Source organism: Marinitoga okinawensis (genome assembly GCF_055387075.1).
In genome coordinates this window covers 803,272-824,604 of record NZ_AP042422.1, presented here as the reverse complement: position 1 = coordinate 824,604, position 21,333 = coordinate 803,272, and the positions used below count along the sequence as shown (strand labels likewise).

Sequence of the window (21,333 nt, the reverse complement as noted above, 5' to 3'; positions counted from 1 at the left end):
TAAAAGGGGATGATTATAATGTATCCTAAAATATCAAAAGTTAAAGGTAAGAGATATTTAAGGATAATGGAAAGTGTAAGAGAAGGTAAGAAGGTTAAACAAAAGACAGTGGTAAATTTTGGAAATGTTGATAATTACACTAAAAAAGATATAATTAAACTTGTAGATAGTTTGTTAAGGATATTTGAAATAGAAGGATACGAAAAAATAGATGATGATTTAATGGAAGAAATAGCAAGAAAGAATTACGGAATACGATTAATAGTAAATAAGATATTTGACAGATATGAAATGAAAAGATATTTTGAGAAGATGAATACAACATATGATGTAGAAGAGATGTTAAAAATAATGGTAATGAATAGAATAATAGAACCGAGGAGTAAATTAGGAATATTTAATAATTTAGAATATTTAGGATATACACCAGTAGAAGTTAGTGAAGGAAAAGAATTAGAAAAAGATGAAGTTATGTTGCATTGGTTGTATAGAACATTAGATGTATTAGCAGAAAATAAAGAAGGTATAGAAAAACATTTGTATAATCAAAGAATAAGTTTGTTTAATACAACAGTAGATTTAGTATTTTACGATGTAACTACATTAGCCTTTGAAACACAACAAACAAATGAGATATTACAAATGGGATATTCAAAAGATAAGAAATTTAATGAATCACAAATAGTATTAGGTATGTCAATAGATCAAGATAAAATGCCAGTGAGTTTTGATATATATCCAGGTAATACATTTGAAGGACATACATTTAAAGATGCAGTTGAAACAATGAAAAAAGAATATCAATTAGGAAAAGTAATAGTAGTATCAGATAGAGGAATGATGAGTAAAAAAAATATAGAAGTAGTAGAAAATTCCAATTATGAATTCATAGTAGGTAAATCAATTAAACAATTAAAAAAAGTAAATATATTTGATGGAGAATTCATAGAAATAGCAAAAGGAATAAAATATAGAGAAGTTCAATACGATAATAATAGATTACTCATAATATATTCAGAAGAAAGAGCTAAAAAAGATAGAGCAGATAGACTTAGATTAATTGAAAAAGCAAAGAAAATGCTTGAAAATAATAATGTAGATTCAATGAATAAAAGAGGAGCTAAAAAATATTTAAAAGAAGAAAATAAACAGAATTATATATTAGATAATGAAAAAATAAAAAATGATGAAAAATACGATGGATATTATGGAATAATGACAAATACTAAATTAAATCCAAAACAAATATTAGAACAGTATCATACATTATGGAAAGTAGAAGAAACATTTAGAACATTAAAAAATTATCTAGAAACAAGACCTATATTTCATTGGACTCCTAAAAGAATAAAAGGTCATATAGTAATGAGTTTCATATCTTACATAATGCAAAGAACATTAGAATTAGAACTAGAAAAAAATAACATTGATTATTCACATGAAAAAATTAGAGAGACTATTAAAAATATGGAATATTCAGAAGTAAGATTAAAAGACAAATTATTTGCATTAAGAGCCAATTTAAATGAATTTCAAAAATCAATATTAAAAATATTAGAAATAGAAAAACCTAAAAAAATGATGGATTTAGATGAATTTAAAGAAAAATACTTCTAAAATACGCATGAATAGCTAAAAAGAGGGAGGTGTGTGGCTAATTTCTCTTTTTACAAAAAGTTAACAATCGCTGTTTTTCTTATTATTTCTCTTTTTGAGAATTTGAGTTACAAAAGTAGTGTCAAACTCAGGAAAAAATAATTATGCTTATGTTACTGATTACTTGAATGGATTATACATATTAGATATAACAGATCCTACTAATCCTCAACAAATTAAATTTTTGAGTTTTGAATATGCAAATAATCTATTTATAAAAGATGATTATGCTTATATTGCTGATTTTACTAATGGTTTATACATATTTGATATATCAAACCCAGAGAATCCTTCTCAGATTAATTTCATTAATAATATTCCCAGAATTGACAATATATATATAAAAGGCAGCTATGCTTTTATTATAGATAGTCTAAATAATATTATTAAAATTGTTGATATATCTAATCCTGCTAATCCAATTGATATTTCTCAAATTGTTGAGAATAAAAATAGTGCAACAAATGTATTTATAAATGGGAATTATGCTTATGTCACAGATGGTAATTTAATAATAGTAGATATAACAGATCCTACTAATCCTTTAGAAATTAATAATATTGATACTGATGGATGGGTTAGCGATGTTTATATAAAAAATAACTTTGTTTACATCGCAGATTGGAGAAATGGTTTAGTTATTTTGGATATATCTGATCCATCTAATCCAACTGAAATTGGACATTTGGATACTAATGGAACAGCTAAAAACGTATTCGTAAAAGATAATTTTGCTTATATTGCAGATGGTTCGAATGGATTAGTTATTGTTAATATATCTGATCCATCTAATCCAACTGAAATTGGACATTTTACCTCTGATGGAATAATAAATAATGTTTATGTAAATGGGAATTACGCTTATATTGCTGCTAATGGTTTAATAATACTTGATATATCTAATCCTAGCAACCCTATTCAAATTGGCCGTTTTATTACCAATGTAAGTGCTGATGATGTATATGCATATAATGATTATGCTCTTGTTGATGATGGAGGGCTATATATTTTAGATATAACGGATCCTTCAAATATAAAACAGATTAAATACTATTATAATATGTATGGATCTATAAAGAAATTTTTTATGAAAGATAATTATTTATATGTTGCAGATAATTCTGATGGTTTGGTTGTTTTTGATTTATCAAATCCATCTAATCCAATAGAAATTGGTAAATTCGATACTGACGCTACAACTGAAGATGTATATATATGGAAACCTTGCTTATATTGCAGATGGTTCAAATGGATTAGTTATTGTAGATATCTCAGATCCAACACATCCTTCGTTAGTTTCAGATATGCTATGGTTATCAGGTTCAGGTGTATCAAGTTTTTAAATTCCAAATAAACTAGGGGAACTCGATTAAATCGAGTTCCCCTAGTTATTAATTATTATTTTTTTCATATAATCACCCATATCTTCTATATAAACTTACAACTTTACCTACTATTTCCCATTTTAAATCATCTGTTAATATTATTGGATCATACTTCTGATTTAAACTATATAACATTGCAGGACCATCCATAGTTTTTCTATATACTTTAACTAAAGCATCTGCACCATCATTTATTAATGCTACTACTCTATTACCGGACTCAATATACGCGTTTGTATCTACAATAACGTAATCACCTTCTTTTATTTCTGGTTCCATGCTATCTCCTACAACTTCAACTGCAAATTCTCCTCTAGAACCTAATGGAATGTATATTTCATCAATAGGATAATCAATAGGTTCTGCTACACCCGAAAGACCTGCAGCAACCTTTTCATATACTGGAATTTTTTTCATATTAAAATTATTTTCACTTTCTTTTTCAGAATATTTATCAATTCCCAGTATATAGTCTGCTGGAACATCAAAAAATTTTGATAATTGAATAACAACTTCTGATGATGGTAAATTAAATCCAGCTTCAATCCTATAAACACTATTCCCCGCAATTCCAATAATTGCTCCTAATTTTTCTCTTGAAAGTTTTTTCCTTTTCCTTAACATTTCTATCCTTTTTCCAATAATATTGTTTTCTTTCGCCACAATACCACCTCTCTTTCTATATATATTATACACTATTTTCTACTATAGTGTAGATTTGTTACTTAAAATTTACCTTTTCTTAATTGATTTTAAGTCTTCTTTGTAGTAACATATAGTTAAGATACAATAAGGTAGAATTATTAATATTAAAAAATACATTAAGGGGGTTATATTATGATTAAAACAAATGAGTTAGTAAAATGGTATGAAGAAAAACGACATTATTTTAAAACTTTTCTTTTAAATTCCGAAAATAATAAGTATTTATTAGAATTAATAGGCTTAGATAACAAAATAACAGAAAAAGAAATAATTAATTTTAATTCAATTGAAGAATTGGAAAAATATATCAAAATTGTTTTTGATAATGAAATAAAACAAATGTTCAAAAATAAGCAACCTCTTTCAGCATAGATTAAAAGAGAGCCCGCAAGGGCTCTTAATTTTGCATTCTCGCGTCATTTAAATCATTTATATATACTTAATAAATTATTATTTTTTCGTTCCCATTATAAATAAATTTATTAAATTTAGAATTATTTGATATTTTCTTCAAAATCTACATCTAAACTTTTCTCATCTTTGTATTTTTCTATGTAAACAACTCTTTTAAACCAGAATTAGATATGCTATCTAATTTAAGTTTATAAAAGTTCCTTCCTTCAATTTCTTTAGCTAAAGCATAATTCAAAATTCCAACAATACCATCTTTCATTTTAATCTCCCTTTAGAATTTTATATATTTGTAATTATATCTATTTTTATTAATTTTAAAAATATAAAGATAAAAAAATAACTGCAGCGTGAAGCTGCAGTTATTTAGTCGTTTATTATTGTGGATATTTAACAAAACCTATTAAATAATGTTGATATGGCATAATTGGATTATATGGAACAACTCTTACATTCCAACCATATTGCCCTCTTTCTTCCACTTCAAATTCACCTTTATATAAATAAGTATCTTTATTTACTTCTTTTACAAGTTTCATATCAAATGATTTTAATGAAACTACTTTATCATTTTCTATCTTTGCTAATACTATTTGGGTCAATATAGAATCAGGACCTATACCTGGTAAATAAACCTCTGCTTGTACTTCTATCTTGCCACCAGTAGAATATTCTACATCATCATTTACATTTGACAATACCTTTATTTTAATACTATCCCAATTTCTTTCTAATATATCTACCCAACTAGAAAATTTCCTTGTAATTTCAAAATCATTTTTAACAAATTTTTCACCTAATTCAGCAGCAGTCATATATAACTTTTGAGTATATTCTTTAAGCATCCTATGAGTATTAAAAAATGATGTAACAGATATAATAGATTCTTTCATTATTTTTATCCATTCTCTAGAGACCCCTAATTCTTCATTGTTATCATAATACAATGGAACAATTTCTTTCTCTAATGTATTATATATAGAAACGCTATCAATTCTATCTTGAAGTTCCAAATCTGTATAATCTCTTTCATCACCTATAGCCCAACCATTTTTACCATTATATCCTTCTACCCACCAACCATCTAAAACACTGAAATTAGGCGATCCATTCATTCCAGCTTTTTGTCCACTTGTACCACTAGCTTCTCTTGGCCTTCTTGGGTTATTTAACCATACATCAACACCTGCAACCAAATGTCTTGCTACATTCATATCATAATTTTCTATAAATACAATTTTATCTTTAAATTCTGGCATTCTGGAAATTTCATAAATTCTTTTAATTAATTCTTGACCAGGTTTATCCGCAGGGTGAGCTTTACCAGCAAATACTAATTGCACAGGTCTTTCAGGATTATTCAATATTTTCTTTAATCTATCTAAATCTTTGAAAATTAAAGTAGCTCTCTTATATGTTGCAAATCTTCTAGCAAAACCAATTGTTAATGCATTTGGATTTAAAATCTCTTCAATTTCTTGCAATTGTTCTACAGTTTCACCATGTCTCATTCTTTGCATCTTTGTTCTTTCATGAATAAAATTAATTAATTTTTTCTTTAAAGATTTTCTAACATTCCATAATTCTTCATCTGGTATATTATCAATTTTTTTCCATAAATCAGGATCATCAACTTTTTCATGCCAATCTCTTCCAAGATAATTAGTAAATAAATCCTGTAATTCTTTTGAAATCCATGTTGTTGCATGAACCCCATTTGTTACATGTGTAATAGGAACTTCTACTGCTTCTAAACCTTTCCAGATATCTTTTGCTAAATCTCTTGAAACTTCTCCATGTAATTTACTTACTCCGTTTGCTCTAGAAGATAAATTTAAAGCTAACGTTGTCATAGAAAATAATTCTGAACCATCTGGTCTTATTTCTGCACCTAAATCCAAAAATTCTCTTCTTGACGCTTTTAATTGTGGCCAATAATTTTTAAAGTATTTATCCATCATATGAAATGGAAATGCATCATGACCAGCAGGAACAGGAGTATGTGTTGTAAATACAGCACTGGCTTTTGCAGCTTGCACAGCCTCTCTAAAAGTTAATCCTTTTTCTTGCACAAATTCTCTAATTCTTTCTAATCCTAAAAATGCTGAATGCCCTTCATTCATATGCCATACTGATGGATTATATCCTATTGTTCTTAATGCTCTAACTCCACCAATTCCTAGTAATATTTCCTGGCGAATTCTCATTTCTTGATCTCCACCATATAATTGATAAGTTATCATTCTATCTTCAGGATCATTTTGTGGAATATCTGTATCTAAATATATTAAGTTAATTCTTCCAACTTGTAATTTCCAAATCTTTGCATATACCTTTCTGTTATCCATTTCAACGGTAATAAAAAGTTCGTTACCGTCATTATCTTTTACAGGAACAACTGGAAAATTATCGAAATCATAAGGATTAAAAATTGCTTCTTGCCATCCTTCTGAATTTATCCTTTGTTCAAAATATCCTTGTTTATATAGCAATCCTACAGCAACAAGAGGAATACCTAAATCACTTGAAGATTTTAAATGATCTCCTGCTAATACTCCTAAACCACCAGAATAATTAGGGAATGATTCATGAAGACCATATTCGGCACAAAAATATGCAAATTCTCCACCTTTATATTCTCTGTGTGTAGATTTAAACCATGTATTTTCTGCTTTCATATATTCATCAAATTTTTCAATAACTTGAGAATACAATGAAACAATAGCTTGATTTTCTGATGCTTCATTTAATTTTTTTTGACTTACTTTCTTTAAAAATAACACAGGATTTCTATTTACTTCTACCCATAAATCTTCATCTATTCTTTCAAATATCTCCTGTGCATCATAATTCCATGTCCACCAAAGATTCCTACTTAACTCTGGTAACCTAGATAATTTTTCTGGTACCTTAGGTAAAACATTTATCTTTGAAATAAATTCCATGGAAAGTCCTCCCTCCAAAATTTAATATATCCAATACATATTATACCAAAAATTATTGATTTTGTGCAATAATCACAGAAATTTAACTTTAATTATATTTAATTACTGTTTTTTGCCTTTAAAAACGCAAAATTTTCAATATGAAAAGTATTGGGAAACATATCAAAAGGCTGAATAAATTCTATATTATAGAATTCATTTAATTTTGATAAATCTCTGGATAAAGTTGTCGGATCACAAGATAAATAAAAAATATTTTTAGGTTTCAAATGTAAAATTTTAGTTAAAACTTTCTTTCCCAAACCACTTCTTGGAGGATCAACAATTAATAAATCAACTTTCTTATCATAATCCTGAATAAATTCTTCAACATCTGCTTTAATAAATGTTGCATTTTTTATGTTATTAATATTTGTATTTGAATGCGCTGCTTTAACAGATATACCATTAGTTTCTACACCATTAACATGTTTAAATAATGGTGCAAGATAAATTGAAAACAATCCAACACCAGAGTATAAATCTAATAAATGTCCTGTTATCTTTTCTTCTTTAACTATTCTTACAAACTCGTTTAATATTTTCTTAGTTATGTTATAGTTATTTTGAAAAAATGCTGTTGGAGGAATTTGATATTCAAATCCATCAAATTCTTCTTTTAAGACTCCTTCACCTTTTAATGTTTTATACGGGCCTCTTAAAACAACAGAGTCAGATCCATTCATAACATGTATTATTGAATCAGATTTAATATTATTTTTTATTAGTTCTTTAAATTTCTTATAGTTACTAATATATTCGGTTTTAGTAATAAATATGCTCATTATTTCATTCTTGGAAAACGATTTTCTAAGAACAAGATGCTTAAATTCACCTTTTCTTGATTTTGGATTATATATTTTTAAATTTAACGCTTCAAAAATCTTTTTAGTTTCATGTAATATCTTATTAAATTCTTTGGGAGATATAAAACATTTTTTTATATCTATAATTTCATTAGTATTTCTTTTTTTAAGTCCTAATTTCAATTCTCCTTTTACATATGAAAAAGCAAATTCCATTTTACTCCTATAATTATTTATTTCATCAGACCTAACTGCATCTAAAACCAATGAATCATCTAATTTTCCTATTCTTCTTATTTGTTCTTTAACTATACCTGTTTTAATCTTTAATTGTTCGTTGTAATCAAGATCCAATAATTGACAACCACCACACTCTTGATAATGAGGACATACTGATCTATTTCTATACGGTGATTTTTCTATATATTCAACTACTTCTGCAAAATACACATCTTTTTTATTACCTTTTATCTTTATCCTAACAAATTCACCTGGATAAGCATGTTCAATCATATAAATTTTATTATCATATCTTGCAAATCCATAACCACCATTCACTATTTTTTCAACAACAACATCAATAGTTTCCATACAATCACCTCAAACAAATTATTTTCTATTTTCATTATAACATACATTTCATTTTTTGCAGTTTTTCTGATAAAATATATATAGTTAAAAACCTTTTTGCTTTAAATTTTTCATAATTATTTCTGAAATTTTTATATAATAAAATTTAACTACCATAAATACAGATGCTCCAATAAGTGGCCAAAGATAAACAAAAATCTTTACATTAAAAAAAGATTTATACATAAAATAGGATGATGCCACTGGCACGAGAAAAAATATAATGTGGGGAATTTTATTTTTTTTATTATATACAATACTTAAAACAGGTGGAAGTAAAAAAGTAGAAAAAAAGATAAAACCAAATAAATCATTTAAAATTAATATTAAAAAAGCTGATGTTAATGTGGAAATTAAAAAATACTTCATATTTGTCATTTTATATACAATTATTAAAGGAATCAAACTAAAAAAAGATATAAGAATCCCCACAACAGGAATAAACATTTGTGATGTGAACAATAAAACTGTCAAAACGCTTAGCATGGCTGAAAAGGTTATATTCTTTACCAACTTCATTACCTCACTTTCAAAAATAATATATAAATAGATAGGAGGAACATTATGGATAAAAAAAGGTTGAGTAATTTTGAAAAAATACTAAGAGATATTTGCTTCAAAATAAAAGTAGAAGGTAGAAAAATTATTAAAAATAGCGAAATATCTCCTGCGCAATTTGATCTTTTACAGATAATTTATTTCAGAGGGCCTAAAAGAGTTACTGATATTAGTGTTACTCTAGGTATAACAAAAAGTACCACAACAGGTTTGATTAACCGTTTAGAAAATGCTGGCTATTTGACAAAGGTTAAAGATGAAAAAGATAAAAGAGTTACTACTATAAAAATAACTCAAAAAGGGATTAATGTAATAGATGAAGTTATCAAAGCTCGAGTCGAATTTATGGATAAAGTATTATCTCAAATAGATGAACCAGAAAATTTAATGAATCAGTTAGAGCATTTAGATTATATAATAAATGAGGTGAGGAAAAATGAAAAAGAATAAAATATTTATTTTGTTATTTTTAGTCCTCACAATATTATCCTTTTCCGCACAATTAACTGTAATTGGACCAAAAGGAGCTCTTATATATGTAGATAATGAATATATTTCAACAATAAAAGATGGAAAAGAAATCATCTCACTAAATAATGGAAATCATGAAATATTAATATCGAAATTTGGCTATGCTGATTACAAAACAAACATAAATCTAAATAAGGATATGACTTTAAACGTAACATTAATCCCTTTATCTACTATAAAATTCATCTCAAATGTTGATAATTTTAAGGTTACATATAATGAAACAACTATATCTTTAAAAAATAATTCCGTATTAAAAATCCCATCAAACATCTCAGAAATTACATTAACTGCTGAAAATTACAAACCATTAACATTAAAAATCAACTTAATACCTTTTAAAACTATAAATTTAAATGTAAATTTTGTTCCAAATGGAATGGTAACTATAAAATCAAATCCATCAGCTAATTTGTATATTAATAAATCACTTGTTGGTGTGACTCCATATTCAACAATATTGTCTCTTAACAAACAATATGATATAACATTAAAAAAAGATGGATATCTATCTTTATCAAAAAAAATTATTTTAACCTCTGAAGAACCCACAACATTAAATTTTGAACTCAAAAAGGGAATTAAATTATATATAGATTCTTCTCCTCAAAATGCTTTAGTTACAATAAATGGTGAAAATATGGGATATACTCCTAATACCTTTACAGTACCTTCAGGTAATCTAAAAATTATTTTATCAAAAATTGGTTACATATCAAAAGAATTATCAATAAAGTTGGATAAATCTATTGATAAAAAACAATTGTTTTTTGAATTATATGAAAATACTCGCATCGTAAAATTTAGTGATAGCCAAGGATTACAGTTTTATTTAGATGGGAAATTTATCGGAGAAAGTATAGAATATCTTGAATTAGATGGAATGCCTCATATTATAGAAATAGTTTCAAAGGAAGATAGCGAATTATTTTTTAGATATATTATTGATAAAGATGCGCCAAAAGAAATTTTATTAAATCCTAGACGTTCAACCTCAGTTGAAGTACTAGCAAAAGAAAAGATTTTAACTTATATAGGAGATAAATATGCTTTCACTCCTTCCACAATTTTATTAGATACCATGCAAAAAACAAAAACAATAGATGTATATTATCTGAATTCTAAAAAAACTACAACTATAAGAAAAAACAGAAATCAAACTATTTTTTTAACAAATAATGATAATGTTTCTGCTGTATCTTTATTTACATCTTCAAATTATGTATTAATATATATAGATGGAAAATATATTAATAGAGGTTATGTTTTAGGAGATGTATTGTCTCCAGGTACCCATAATGTAACTTTCAAGTTTTCTGATGGAAAAAGCTATAATATAAATATAAGTTTGACAAATTATGAACACAGAGTAATTTTCTTTTCAAGAGCGAATCTAGTTCCGGTAAAAATAGTTCATACAAAACCTTACGATATATATGTAGATGATATTAAATATTCTTCATCAGAATTAGACTTAAGATTAGAATATGGTGTTCATAAAATTAGCATTTTCAAAGGTAAAAGAAAAATTGCTGAAAGATTTATATATTTTACAGATGACGGGAAATATATTAATTTAGATAATTGGTATTAAGGGGGCAGTATAATGAAAAAAATTATTATTATTTTATCATTTTTAATTGTTTTTTCAATAATCTTCGGAGAAATTACAGATGTTAAACCAGCTTCACCTGTTTATCCTCATGTTTTTAAAGTGATAAATGCTGGAATAATGGATACAGATACACAAGGAAAATTTAATGGCTCAATATCAGTATCCAGATATGATCTTGCAATATTTGGTTCTAAATTTTTAGATTATTTAAATGAAAATTATAAAAAAGAAATAATGACATTAGATGCTTCTTTAACAAAGTTAGAAATTGAAAAACTTCCAGAAAGAGTTTATACATTAGAAAATTTTATATTTTCTCTTGATGCCGATTATAAAAACACAAAAAATAACGTTATGGACTTATCTAATAGAGTTAAAAATCTTGAAAATGCTATAACAATAGATTCAACCGATTCAAATAATCCTATTTTTAAAACAATAGCTCAAAATGCTTATATGGTAGCAGAAAAAAGATCAGAGCAGAAAATTAACGAGTTATATGAAACAACATTGGCTTCAATAGTGCTATTTAGCAATAGAATGAATGAATTTGAAAAAACAGTAGAACAAGTCTTAGATCAATTTTCAAAAACAAAAGAATACATGACTAATACTTTAGATGATTATTTAAAAAGAGAACAAAGTAATTATAAATCATATATTGATGATTTATTTTCCAAAGAAAAAGACGGATTAAAACTATTTATTACTAATGAAGTTTCTGCTCAAATGAGATGGAAAAAAAGCACTGAAGATTCAACTTTAACACAATTAACAAATGATATAAATGAATTAAAAAATCAAATCTCCTCTTCAAATGAATATATAGATAACATAATACAACAAAAATTCGATTTTCAAATAAAACCTCTTATTAATTTAACATCAAAAATTCCTGAATTAGATAATCAGATAAGAGAATTAAATGATAAAGTCTTACAATTGGAAACATCCGGAATCAAAATAACGGATAGTTCTACATTGTCTAATGATACATTACTATATAAAAAACTACAAGAAATTGAAAATAAAACCAATGATATACCCACATTAAAAAACAAAATTGATGAATTTGAAAAAGTTATAAATTCATATAATGGAATATTATCTGACGCATCTAATAGAATAAATAATTTAGAAAGTAAAGTTATAGATTTAGAGAAAAATATAAGCGATATAAAAGTTACAGCTAATACTCAACTTCCCCAAGAATTACTCGATAGATTATCAAATATAGAAAAAAGATTAGACAACATGAAGGCTTTAGAAAATGCTGCAGATGAATTAAATACATTTAGCAAAACATTAAAAGAGTATGATCAAAGAATTGCTTTATTAGAAGGTGCTGCTTTTGACAAACAAAGTGATAGTATATCTAATTTATTCTCAAAAATTGATAAAATCGAAGCAAGAATAAATACTAATGATTATGCAGTTTCTAACCTTACTGCTCAAGTTTTAAATATGTCAAAAGATTTAGAAGATTTTAGAAAAGCCGTAAAGGATAGTGGTGTAAATAATATTGGAGAACTTTTAACAAACATAAATTCTGCATTACCTAAGATAAATAATTTAGATCAATTGAGTACCAAGAATTATCAAGAAATACAAAAAATTAATGATCAATTAAAAACCATAGATGAATTAAAGGCTAAAGATGACGAGTTAACTAAAAAGATTAGAGATATGAATAAATTAGTTCAAGACTTAGCTCTACAACCACCTACAGAAAAATTACAAAATGATGTAATCACAAATAGCAAAACATTATTTGAATTGAAAAGTGAATTTGACAAAAAAGTATTACAATTAAATACGTTCGAAGAAAGATTAAAATCATTAGAAAAATCCATATATAATTTGGAAAATTTACCTTCAAATAATAAAGATGTATTGACTAATATAATTGGAGATATGGTATCACAAGAAATTATGAAAAAATCTGATGATATAAAAGATTATGTATATATGCAAATAAAAGATGATCTTATTAAGGAAAATATGAAATCTCTAGAATCAATTATAACAAGATTAAATAATGTAGAAGATAAAGTAAATACAATATCTAACTCTTCATATTTAGATGAAAAAATAATTAATATGGAGAAAGATATAACTAATTTAAAATCACAAAATAATCAAATTTCAAATGAACTATTAGAAATGAAAAAAGATTCCAGTGAAGTAAATTTATTAGAATCTAAAGTATCTAAATTAGAAAAAGATATTCACAATCAAAATATTATGAATAACATTCTCTATAGTTTAATAGGTGGTATTGTTGGCGGTATTGCAGTTTATGTTGTGTTAGGAGGTATGTAATGAATTATGGTGTTGCTTTAGGAAGCGGTGGAATTAGAGGAATGGCACATATAGCCCTACTTGAATATTTAGAAAAAAAATATAATGAAAATCCAGTAGCAATTACAGGTTGTAGTGCTGGATCCATTGTTGGTGCATTATATGCATTAGAACCAAACAGCGAATTAGTTTTAAGGAAATTTCATTATATAATAAAACATTCTAACAAAGAAATACAATATATAAAGAAAAGCTTAGAAAATAAAATTACTGGTTTTGCAAAATTACTATCATCACCAGGTATTCTAAATAATAATTTATTATTCAATTTATTAAAATCATTATTTCATAAAAAACGATTCTCTGATTGTAAAATCCCGTTTGGAGCTGTAGCTGTAGATATAGATTCTGAAACTGTAGAAGAAATTACGGAAGGATATATATTAGATGCTGTTATGGCATCTTCTAATGTGCCTGCAGCATTTACTCCAAAATTATTAGGTGGAATGGCTTTAGTTGATGGTGGAGTATTAGATGAAGTTCCTGTCGAATTATGTAAAAAAATGGGAGCAGAATATATAATAGCTTCCCATATACCACAAAAAAATGAAAAATTTAATGATGGATTAGAATATATTAATTTCATTTCATCATTAAGTGCTGATTATATTACATCAGAAAAATTAAAACAAGCTAATGAAGTTTATATTTTTGACTCATCATATGAATGGTATGAATTTGATAAATACAAAGAAATCTACGTAGAAGCAAAAAAGAAACTTGAAAGTAGGGATATGCATGAAAAAAATTAATATTGCTTCTGGCGATTTTAAATATGGTATCTATTGGAATTCTGGTGTCATTTCAGAATTTTTAAACCATGACATTCCAATATTTTTGAGAGTATCCGGAATAAGTGCATTATTACCATTTTTCATTTCTAAATATAAGAAAAATTTTTTTGGAAAAAATATTGAATTTATCCAAAACTCAAAAATTCTGAATAGATACTTTTTTAAAGATAAAATTTATGAAAATTTATACAATCAGGCTATAGTTCTTTGGAAATTAAATCGAAAAAAACAATTCGAATTTGAATCACATAAAGAATTAAAAAAAGAGCTTCAAAGTTATTTTGGTAACACAAAAATTGGAGATATTGGAGATTTTTTTGAAATAGAAACATATGATATACAAAAAAAAGAAATCTACGTATTTAAACCAGATGAATATCTTACAGATGCAATTTTAGCATCTTTTTCATCACCACCGTTTTTTAAATATTATGAATATGAAGATAAAATGTTAATACCTACTGCAGAAATTTCCATTTGTCCATTAAAATTAGAAGATATTAATATAATAACTTCATTAGAATGTTCATTAAAATTACCAACTCCAAAAAATGGAGCAGAAATATTATTATACTCCTTTTTCTTAAGAAAGAAAAAATTATTTGATATACTAACAAAAGATATTGATGTATTAACACCAATAAAATTAACCTCATTGTCTTTAAGTGGAGCATCTTATAATAATGCTAGAAAAACTGCTCAAATGTGGATAAATAAAAATATGGAGGTATTATCATGAAAAAATTAATTATTTTATTACTAATAATTTCATTTTCTATAATATCTTTTTCATCTACAATTCATGTGAGTGCCGATACAGTAAAAGGTGGAGATGATTTTTACGTATTAAAAAACAACGTTCAAGTTATTAAAGATACATTAGAAGTATTAACTGATTTAGCTACAGTTACTTTAGTAAATGACGAATGGAAAAAATTAGAATCAACTGGTTCTATAAGAATAAAAACAGATACAATGGAAGCAACATCTGACTCTTTAAATTATGATCTTAAAAATGATTTAGGTATTTTAAAAGGAAAAGTTGAAACAAAAATAACATTAAAAGAAGAAAATAAAAATATTCTAATATTTTGTGATGAAATAAATTTTGATAATAAAAATAAAACATATTCAGGAAAAATGGAAGATAATAACTCATTAGTTAAAATAATCAAAGGTGACTATTTAATATATGCAAAATCATTTGAATATGATGAAAACACTAAAATTTTATTATTAAAAGACAATGTAAAAATCACAAATGAAAAAAAGAAAATAGATATGGAAACATCAAAAGCTACATTTAAAACAGATAAAAATGAAATCTCAGCACAACAAGTTAAATTAACTCTTGAAATAAAAGATAAGGAGGAAAACAAATGATTGATATCAAATTAATAAGGAATAAACCAGAAATAGTAATTGAGGCACTAAAAAAAAGAAATATGGAAACAGACTTAATAGACCAAATAATCGAATTAGACAAAGAAAAAAGAGTATATCAAAGACAAGTTGAAGAATTAAGAGCAAAGAGAAATGCATATTCAAAACAAATAGCAAAAATAAAATCTTCTGGAGATGCTGAAGAATTTCAAAAAATAATGCAAGAATCAAAGGAAGTTGGAAATCAAATAAAAGAACTTGAAGAAAAAATGAGGGTTATAGAAGATAAAATTCATATAAAGCTATTATATATACCTAATATTCCAGATGAAAGCGTACCTGTAGGTAAAGATGAAAATGATAATGTAGAAATCAGAAAATGGGGAACACCAAGAACTTTTGATTTTGAACCTAAAGCACATTGGGATTTAGGAACAGATTTAGATATGCTTGACTTTGATAGAGCTTCCAAATTAAGTGGTTCAAGATTCTCAATAATAAAATCGCAATTAGCAAGAATGGAAAGAGCATTAATAAATTTCATGTTAGATGTACATACAAAAGAGCACGGATATACAGAAGTTATACCCCCCCATCTTGTAAAAAGAGAAACAATGTTAGGAACTGGTCAATTACCAAAATTTGAAGAAGACGCATACAATACAAAAAATGATGATCTATTCTTAATACCAACTGCTGAAGTAGCCTTAGCAGGTATGCATCAAAACGAAACACTAAGTTTTAAGGATTTACCATTAAAATACGTTGCATACACACCATGTTATAGAAGAGAAGCTGGAAGTTATGGTAGAGATGTAAGAGGAATAATAAGACAACATCAATTTGATAAAGTTGAATTATTCTGGTACACCACTCCAGAAAATTCTGAAGAAGCACTCGAAATATTAACTTCACATGCAGAAAAAATTTTACAATTACTAAAATTACCATATAGAGTTATTACACTTTGTACTGGTGATCTTGGATTTGGAGCAGCAAAAACATATGATCTTGAAGTATGGCTACCAAGCTATAATGCATATAAGGAAATTTCTTCATGTAGTAATGTAAAAGATTTCCAAGGCAGAAGAGGAAATACAAGGTTTAGAAATAAACAAAATAAAATGGAATATGTACATACATTAAATGGTTCTGGATTAGCTGTAGGTAGAACGTTAGTTGCTATAATGGAAAACTATCAAATGCCTGACGGAAAGATTAAAGTACCCGAAGTATTAATTCCATATGTCGGTATGGAGGTTATAGGTTAATGCCAAATGCTTTTTATGGCAAATATTTAAATGGAAAAATTTTTTTAGATAAAAATGAAACTGCTCATTTAAAAATAGTTCGATTACAAGAAAATAATAAAATAAAGGTTTTTGATGGTAAAGGAAATATATTTCTATGTAAAATAGAAAAAATTAAAAAAAATGAAACGATATGTCAAATTATCAAAAAAGATGAATATACAAAAATATATAAACCACAGATTGATTTTTATATTGGTGCAAGTAAATTTGATAGGATGAAGATATTAATAGAAAAATTAGTAGAATTAAGAGTAAATAATATATATATATTTCATGGCCAAAAATCACAATTAAAAATCAAATCATTAGAAAAATTCCAAAAAACAATCATTGAAAGCTCAAAGCAATCAGAAAATCCTGTTTTCCCTAAAATAAAATTTTTCAAATTTGAAGATTTTAACTCTATAGAAAACCCTATTCTCTTAGATTTAACAGTAAACATAACATTAAAAAATACATTAGAAAAGCTCCATAAACCAGATAAAATTTCTATAATTTTAGGCCCTGACATGGGTTTTTCTAAAGAAGAATTAGAAAATCTACCTGATAATATATTTAGAACAAATTTAGGAAATACTATTATGAGATTTGAAACAGCTGGAATATATACAATAAGTATTTTAAATTACTATTATAATAGATTATATTAAGAACTTTTCCCTTTTTTTAAAGTCAAAACTAATAGACTAAACAGGGAGGGGAAAGCATGATGAAATCTTATGTAAAATTTTACGAAGAAACAAAAAAAGAATATCATGACATGTTAAATCATGCAAAAAGACCACAAGATGTTGTAGACACATTTGCCAAATATACTTTAAACTTCTTAAAAAAAGCTTTTCCAGAGAAAATTACAGATGAACATTTAAATTATATTGTCTTCGATGAAGAAACTGAAGAAGGTTATTATTTTGAAGATCCTTTAATGGAAATATTAAAAGAAGAATTTGAAACATCTGACCTACCTTCAATAATAAGAAAAAAAGCAAAAGAAGCAAAAGACAGATATCTGCATATAGTGAATGATAATGATAGAACGGAAACTTTTAGAATGTCTAATAGTTCAAAAAGTTATTAAAATAAGGCGGATTCCTCCGCCTTATTTTTTATTTAAATTATCTTCATTTAGTAAATTGTAAATATTTTCTTTATCTAATTTTTCCACTACCATTAAAATGAAATATTTCACAATTAATGCATACAAATATTCTTTCAATTGTCTTTTTCCATCTTCTGCATCAATTTCAATATTTAGTTTTTTGAATAGCGAATGCTTCCGCATTTAGAAAATATAAATTAAGATTTTCTAAAATTAACAGTTTCATATCTCCAATTGCTTCTTATTCCTATATTCTACCTATAATCTCTTCTAATTTTCTTACAATTTTCATCTATATTTTCAAATTGTATTTCAAATAAAATTATCTCTTCCAGAGAGTAGTTCCTTTCCAAGACACTTAGCTACCAATTAGCAACACCAATTATTGAAGATATGTTTCTATCTCTTTCAGAGAGTGGTTTCTTTCCAAGACTTGGCTTCTAGAACCTTTTTTTAATAACTATTTCAGAAGCCATTTTTCCGTACCTATTTTTTTATTTTGAGATTTTTGCTATTTTTTCTAATTTTTCTTCTAAAATCCGCTTTTTATCAATAGTCGAACCTATTTTTAAACTTTCCGCTATTCACGCATATTTTATAAATTTCTAATTTTTTAGCATAGGTCCGGAAAACTTTTCATTATTATAACTCTCTAAATTCCTTTTGTCAAGCATATTTTAGATTTTATTTCATTTTTATGAACTACTTCCGAACCTAAGTTAATTATTTTTCTTTATTTATGAGCGTTTTAGAAGATTGAATATTATTTCATTTTTATTTCTTAGATATTTCTTAACTGTAATGATTATTTTTTATTATTTATTAATTAGATTATATCTATAAAAACAAAGTGCCAATCCAAAAACTGGATCGACACTTTATTTTCATATTTATATTATTATCCTTTAAATTGTCCTGCAAAGTGACAAGCCACCATATGTCCATCACCCATATCCACTAGTGGTGGTTCTTTTTTAGAACAAATATCTTTTGCTATTGGACATCTTGTATGGAATCTACAACCGCTTGGAGGATTAATAGGACTTGGAACATCTCCTTGCAAAATAATTCTCTTTTTCTTGTATTCAGGATCTGGTATTGGTATAGCAGACATTAATGATACTGTATATGGATGTAATGGATTATCAAATAATGCTTTCTTGTCTGCTAATTCTACTATTTTACCAAGATACATAACTGCAACTCTGTCTGAAATATGTTTAACAACAGCTAAATCGTGAGCAATAAATACATATGTTAATTTAAATTCTTTTTGTAAATCTTCTAATAAGTTTATTACCTGCGATTGAATAGATACATCTAATGCAGAAACAGCTTCATCAGCAACAATTAATTTAGGATTTAAGGCTAAAGCCCTTGCAATACCAATTCTTTGCCTTTGACCGCCAGAAAATTCATGTGGGAATCTGTAAATATATTCTGATGATAATCCAACTTTTTCTAATAAATCTTTTACTTTTTCTGTTGCTTCTGCACTATTTTTTACCAATCCATGAGTTTGTAACCCTTCAGCGATAATACTTCTAATTCTCATTCTTGGATTTAATGATGAATATGGATCTTGGAAAATAATTTGCATATTTCTTCTAAACCATTTTCTTTTTTCATTTATATTGGAAAGCATTTCTTCATTAAGACCATGCATCCCTTTTTCAAAATATACTTTTGCATATTTTTTATCTATTTCTTCTTTGAGATTTTTTATTACTTCATCTTCTGAATTATATTTATTTTTTAATTCGTTAAACTTTTTTACATATGTTTCATGTATATATTTATGTGCTTTTGATTTAGGAAAAAATAAGGGCGTTGTATCTAAACCATCAACAACTACTCTTCCAGCTGTTGGATTTAATAATCTCAATATAGTCATTCCAGTTGTACTTTTACCACAACCAGATTCTCCAACTAAACCTATTGTTTCCCCTTCAAATACTTTAAAAGATATATCATCAACTGCCTGAACATGTGCAACAACCCTTTTAAAAACTCCAGCTCTTACAGGAAAATATTTTTTTAAATTATCAACTTGTAATAGGATTTTTTTATCTTGAGACATTATTTTTCACCCGCCCTTGACTTTTCAATTTGCTCTATTAATTCATCTATATAGAAACATCTTGAGTAATGCCCAGGTTCAACTTCAACTAATTCTGGCATTTCATTTTTACATTTTTCTTTTGCCAAGAAACATCTATTGGAAAATCCACATCCTTTAGGAAATTTTCTAGGATTAGGTACTGTCCCTGGAATTGACATTAATCTATCTACTTCTTCATTTAATTTTGGAATAGATTGCATTAGTCCCCACGTATATGGATTTTTTGGTCTTTTAAATATGGATACTATATCTCCATATTCAACTATTTTTCCAGCATACATAACTGCTGCCTTATCAGACATTTCAGCAACTACACCCAAGTCATGAGTAATAAATATGATAGCCATTCCATATTCTTTTTGCAATTCTTTCATTAATTCTAATATTTGTGCTTGTATTGTAACATCAAGCGCTGTTGTGGGCTCATCTGCAATTAATACTTTTGGATTACAAGACAATGCCATAGCAATCATGGCTCTTTGTCTCATTCCACCAGATAATTCGTGTGGATATTGATCAACACGTTTTTCTGGTTCTGGAATACCTACTTTTCTTAATAAATCTATTGCTCTTTGCCTTGCTGCTTTTTCATCCATTCCCATATGAAGCATTATCATTTCTATTATTTGATCCCCTACTGTAAATACGGGATTTAATGCAGTCATTGGTTCTTGGAAAATCATTGCAATTTCTTTTCCTCTTATATGTCTCATATCTTCATCAGGAATTTTTGATATATCCTGACCTTTATATATTATTTCTCCTTCTGCAATTCTTCCATTTTCATCTAACAATCTCATAATGCTTAAAGATGTTACAGATTTTCCAGATCCAGATTCTCCAACTATAGCAAGTGTTTCTCCTTCATGAACATCAAAGGAGACACCTCTTACAGCTCGTACTTCTCCGTCTTCTGTATCGAAATATGTATGTAAATTATTTACCTTTAATATTGGCTCTTTCATTATTTGCCTCCTTTC

General features: G+C 26.5%; 20 protein-coding genes. 13 read left to right on the top strand and 7 right to left on the bottom strand.

The window, feature by feature from the left end; genetic code table 11:
* Positions 1-18: 18 nt before the first annotated feature.
* Together ACZ5CK_RS04070 and ACZ5CK_RS04065 are read left to right on the top strand one after the other, a co-directional pair.
* On the top strand, positions 19-1,617 hold the full coding sequence (locus tag ACZ5CK_RS04070) for an IS1634 family transposase (RefSeq protein ID WP_464581035.1): 1,599 nt from the start codon (positions 19-21) through the stop codon (positions 1,615-1,617).
* Positions 1,618-1,735: 118 nt separating this feature from the next.
* Entirely contained in the window at positions 1,736-3,010 is a 1,275-nt protein-coding gene (locus tag ACZ5CK_RS04065) for a hypothetical protein (protein WP_464582622.1), read from the top strand.
* 61 nt (positions 3,011-3,071) lie between these two features.
* Here ACZ5CK_RS04065 and ACZ5CK_RS04060 read toward each other — a convergent pair whose 3' ends face one another.
* On the bottom strand, positions 3,072-3,704 hold the full coding sequence (locus ACZ5CK_RS04060) for a LexA family protein (protein WP_464582621.1): 633 nt from the start codon (positions 3,702-3,704) through the stop codon (positions 3,072-3,074).
* 174 nt (positions 3,705-3,878) lie between these two features.
* Between ACZ5CK_RS04060 and ACZ5CK_RS04055 the strand changes: the two genes are divergently transcribed.
* A complete protein-coding gene (locus ACZ5CK_RS04055; protein WP_464582620.1) occupies positions 3,879-4,118 on the top strand; it encodes a hypothetical protein in 240 nt (79 codons plus the stop codon).
* 178 nt (positions 4,119-4,296) lie between these two features.
* Here the strand turns inward: ACZ5CK_RS04055 and ACZ5CK_RS04050 are convergent, their stop codons facing one another.
* The 3 genes from ACZ5CK_RS04050 to rlmD form a co-directional block, all read right to left on the bottom strand.
* Positions 4,297-4,419 (bottom strand): hypothetical protein, encoded by a 123-nt coding sequence (locus ACZ5CK_RS04050; protein ID WP_464582619.1) that lies wholly within the window; start codon positions 4,417-4,419, stop codon positions 4,297-4,299.
* A gap of 115 nt (positions 4,420-4,534) precedes the next feature.
* Complete coding sequence (gene glgP, locus ACZ5CK_RS04045) at positions 4,535-7,102, bottom strand: alpha-glucan family phosphorylase (RefSeq protein ID WP_464582618.1); 2,568 nt, start codon at positions 7,100-7,102, stop codon at positions 4,535-4,537.
* A 98-nt stretch (positions 7,103-7,200) separates the two neighbouring features.
* Complete coding sequence (gene rlmD, locus ACZ5CK_RS04040) at positions 7,201-8,538, bottom strand: 23S rRNA (uracil(1939)-C(5))-methyltransferase RlmD (RefSeq protein ID WP_464582617.1); 1,338 nt, start codon at positions 8,536-8,538, stop codon at positions 7,201-7,203.
* A 262-nt stretch (positions 8,539-8,800) separates the two neighbouring features.
* On the opposite strand from rlmD, the gene ACZ5CK_RS04035 reads away from it, so the two are divergent.
* From ACZ5CK_RS04035 to ACZ5CK_RS03990, 10 genes are read left to right on the top strand one after another with little or no spacing between them, the layout of a single operon-like run.
* On the top strand, positions 8,801-9,127 hold the full coding sequence (locus tag ACZ5CK_RS04035; RefSeq protein WP_464582616.1) for a hypothetical protein: 327 nt from the start codon (positions 8,801-8,803) through the stop codon (positions 9,125-9,127).
* Positions 9,128-9,141: 14 nt separating this feature from the next.
* On the top strand, positions 9,142-9,585 hold the full coding sequence (locus tag ACZ5CK_RS04030) for a MarR family winged helix-turn-helix transcriptional regulator (RefSeq protein WP_464582615.1): 444 nt from the start codon (positions 9,142-9,144) through the stop codon (positions 9,583-9,585).
* Complete coding sequence (locus ACZ5CK_RS04025; RefSeq protein WP_464582614.1) at positions 9,572-11,260, top strand: PEGA domain-containing protein; 1,689 nt, start codon at positions 9,572-9,574, stop codon at positions 11,258-11,260. The genes ACZ5CK_RS04030 and ACZ5CK_RS04025 overlap by 14 nt, the downstream gene beginning before the upstream one ends.
* A 12-nt stretch (positions 11,261-11,272) precedes the next feature.
* Positions 11,273-13,603 (top strand): coiled-coil domain-containing protein, encoded by a 2,331-nt coding sequence (locus ACZ5CK_RS04020; protein ID WP_464582613.1) that lies wholly within the window; start codon positions 11,273-11,275, stop codon positions 13,601-13,603.
* Positions 13,603-14,394: a patatin-like phospholipase family protein gene (locus ACZ5CK_RS04015; RefSeq protein WP_464582612.1), complete on the top strand. Its 792-nt coding sequence runs from the start codon at positions 13,603-13,605 to the stop codon at positions 14,392-14,394. The genes ACZ5CK_RS04020 and ACZ5CK_RS04015 overlap by 1 nt, the downstream gene beginning before the upstream one ends.
* On the top strand, positions 14,381-15,175 hold the full coding sequence (locus tag ACZ5CK_RS04010) for a patatin-like phospholipase domain-containing protein (protein ID WP_464582611.1): 795 nt from the start codon (positions 14,381-14,383) through the stop codon (positions 15,173-15,175). The genes ACZ5CK_RS04015 and ACZ5CK_RS04010 overlap by 14 nt, the downstream gene beginning before the upstream one ends.
* A complete protein-coding gene (locus ACZ5CK_RS04005) occupies positions 15,172-15,819 on the top strand; it encodes an LptA/OstA family protein (RefSeq protein ID WP_464582610.1) in 648 nt (215 codons plus the stop codon). The genes ACZ5CK_RS04010 and ACZ5CK_RS04005 overlap by 4 nt, the downstream gene beginning before the upstream one ends.
* A complete protein-coding gene (gene serS / locus ACZ5CK_RS04000; protein WP_464582609.1) occupies positions 15,816-17,090 on the top strand; it encodes a serine--tRNA ligase in 1,275 nt (424 codons plus the stop codon). The genes ACZ5CK_RS04005 and serS overlap by 4 nt, the downstream gene beginning before the upstream one ends.
* Positions 17,090-17,782, top strand: coding sequence for a 16S rRNA (uracil(1498)-N(3))-methyltransferase (locus tag ACZ5CK_RS03995; RefSeq protein ID WP_464582608.1), 693 nt, complete (start codon positions 17,090-17,092; stop codon positions 17,780-17,782). The genes serS and ACZ5CK_RS03995 overlap by 1 nt, the downstream gene beginning before the upstream one ends.
* A gap of 56 nt (positions 17,783-17,838) precedes the next feature.
* Entirely contained in the window at positions 17,839-18,210 is a 372-nt protein-coding gene (locus ACZ5CK_RS03990; protein ID WP_464582607.1) for a hypothetical protein, read from the top strand.
* Between the two features lie 21 nt (positions 18,211-18,231).
* Here ACZ5CK_RS03990 and ACZ5CK_RS03985 read toward each other — a convergent pair whose 3' ends face one another.
* The 3 genes from ACZ5CK_RS03985 to ACZ5CK_RS03975 form a co-directional block, all read right to left on the bottom strand.
* Complete coding sequence (locus tag ACZ5CK_RS03985) at positions 18,232-18,414, bottom strand: hypothetical protein (protein WP_464582606.1); 183 nt, start codon at positions 18,412-18,414, stop codon at positions 18,232-18,234.
* Positions 18,415-19,129: 715 nt separating this feature from the next.
* Positions 19,130-20,311 carry an ABC transporter ATP-binding protein gene (locus ACZ5CK_RS03980; protein WP_464582605.1) on the bottom strand — a complete coding sequence of 394 codons (1,182 nt, stop codon included), beginning with the start codon at positions 20,309-20,311 and terminating at the stop codon, positions 19,130-19,132.
* Positions 20,311-21,318 carry an ABC transporter ATP-binding protein gene (locus tag ACZ5CK_RS03975; RefSeq protein WP_464582604.1) on the bottom strand — a complete coding sequence of 336 codons (1,008 nt, stop codon included), beginning with the start codon at positions 21,316-21,318 and terminating at the stop codon, positions 20,311-20,313. The genes ACZ5CK_RS03980 and ACZ5CK_RS03975 overlap by 1 nt, the downstream gene beginning before the upstream one ends.
* Positions 21,319-21,333 lie beyond the last annotated feature (15 nt).

Excerpts from the sequence above, each read along its gene's own strand:
- ACZ5CK_RS04020 (WP_464582613.1), top strand. The coding sequence starts at position 11,273 with ATGAAAAAAATTATTATTATTTTATCATTTTTAATTGTTTTTTCAATA.
- ACZ5CK_RS04070 (WP_464581035.1), top strand. The coding sequence starts at position 19 with ATGTATCCTAAAATATCAAAAGTTAAAGGTAAGAGATATTTAAGGATA.
- ACZ5CK_RS04025 (WP_464582614.1), top strand. The coding sequence starts at position 9,572 with ATGAAAAAGAATAAAATATTTATTTTGTTATTTTTAGTCCTCACAATA.
- serS (WP_464582609.1), top strand. The coding sequence starts at position 15,816 with ATGATTGATATCAAATTAATAAGGAATAAACCAGAAATAGTAATTGAG.
- ACZ5CK_RS04005 (WP_464582610.1), top strand. The coding sequence starts at position 15,172 with ATGAAAAAATTAATTATTTTATTACTAATAATTTCATTTTCTATAATA.
- ACZ5CK_RS03980 (WP_464582605.1), bottom strand. The coding sequence starts at position 20,311 with ATGTCTCAAGATAAAAAAATCCTATTACAAGTTGATAATTTAAAAAAA.
- ACZ5CK_RS04010 (WP_464582611.1), top strand. The coding sequence starts at position 14,381 with ATGAAAAAAATTAATATTGCTTCTGGCGATTTTAAATATGGTATCTAT.
- ACZ5CK_RS04050 (WP_464582619.1), bottom strand. The coding sequence starts at position 4,419 with ATGAAAGATGGTATTGTTGGAATTTTGAATTATGCTTTAGCTAAAGAA.
- ACZ5CK_RS04030 (WP_464582615.1), top strand. The coding sequence starts at position 9,142 with ATGGATAAAAAAAGGTTGAGTAATTTTGAAAAAATACTAAGAGATATT.
- ACZ5CK_RS03985 (WP_464582606.1), bottom strand. The coding sequence starts at position 18,414 with ATGCGGAAGCATTCGCTATTCAAAAAACTAAATATTGAAATTGATGCA.
- rlmD (WP_464582617.1), bottom strand. The coding sequence starts at position 8,538 with ATGGAAACTATTGATGTTGTTGTTGAAAAAATAGTGAATGGTGGTTAT.
- ACZ5CK_RS04035 (WP_464582616.1), top strand. The coding sequence starts at position 8,801 with ATGTGGGGAATTTTATTTTTTTTATTATATACAATACTTAAAACAGGT.
- ACZ5CK_RS03990 (WP_464582607.1), top strand. The coding sequence starts at position 17,839 with ATGATGAAATCTTATGTAAAATTTTACGAAGAAACAAAAAAAGAATAT.
- ACZ5CK_RS04015 (WP_464582612.1), top strand. The coding sequence starts at position 13,603 with ATGAATTATGGTGTTGCTTTAGGAAGCGGTGGAATTAGAGGAATGGCA.
- ACZ5CK_RS04055 (WP_464582620.1), top strand. The coding sequence starts at position 3,879 with ATGATTAAAACAAATGAGTTAGTAAAATGGTATGAAGAAAAACGACAT.
- glgP (WP_464582618.1), bottom strand. The coding sequence starts at position 7,102 with ATGGAATTTATTTCAAAGATAAATGTTTTACCTAAGGTACCAGAAAAA.
- ACZ5CK_RS03995 (WP_464582608.1), top strand. The coding sequence starts at position 17,090 with ATGCCAAATGCTTTTTATGGCAAATATTTAAATGGAAAAATTTTTTTA.
- ACZ5CK_RS03975 (WP_464582604.1), bottom strand. The coding sequence starts at position 21,318 with ATGAAAGAGCCAATATTAAAGGTAAATAATTTACATACATATTTCGAT.